The following is a 776-nucleotide window of genomic DNA, read 5'->3' on the forward strand; positions in this document are numbered from 1 at the left end:
AGCCGGACCTGGAAGGCCGCAGCGACGCGCTGGTGCCGGATACACGTTATTGAAAGGCAATGTAGGAGCCATGCTTGCATGGCGAACCGAGCCCTAGCGAGGAAAAGGCGTTGCAGGATCCTCCGGAATCTCACCTGAGGAATCGGATACGCCTTCTCGCCCTGTGGTGCTTGTGCTTCGTTTCGTGAGGTTCGCCATGCGAGCATGGCTCCTACAACAGCCCCTGCTTTTACTGTTCACTAATCAGTTTAAGCCCCTTCTCCAGCGCCCCACGATTGGCTTCCACCACCGCTGCTGCCGCCTGCCCCTGACGCTGGCGTTGATCCGGATAACGGAACAGCGCCTGCAGGGCAATGGCCAGGGCATCCGCATTGTCCACCAGGGTCAGGGCACCGGCGTCATCCAGCAGATTGGAGATGGCGGTAAAGTTGTGCAGGTGGGGGCCAGTGAGCACCGGCTTTCCCCAGCCGGCCGGTTCCAGCAGATTGTGCCCGCCCACCGGCACCAGGGAACCGCCCACAAAGGCCACGTCGGCCACCCCGAACAACATCAACAACTCGCCCATGGTATCGGCCAGGTAAACCTGGGTGTCGGCGGCGATGGTGTCCTGCTTGCTGCGCCGGGCCAGGCCAAGTCCCTGCTGGCGGACCAGCTGGGCCACGCTGTCGAAACGCTCCGGATGCCGGGGCACCAGCATCAGCAGGGTCTGCGGTGCCGTTTCCAGTAGAGCCTTGTGCGCTGCCAGCACCGGCTCGTCTTCACCGGGATGGGTACTG

1 protein-coding gene is annotated in these 776 nt (G+C 63.0%); it reads right to left on the bottom strand.

Translation table 11 applies throughout. The features are described 5' to 3' along the window. Positions 1-229: 229 nt before the first annotated feature. Positions 230-776 (bottom strand): 3-deoxy-D-manno-octulosonic acid transferase (locus A3754_RS27775; RefSeq protein ID WP_369817620.1); only part of this gene is annotated, 547 nt, incomplete at its 5' end.

This window comes from Alcanivorax sp. HI0083, assembly GCF_001635175.1.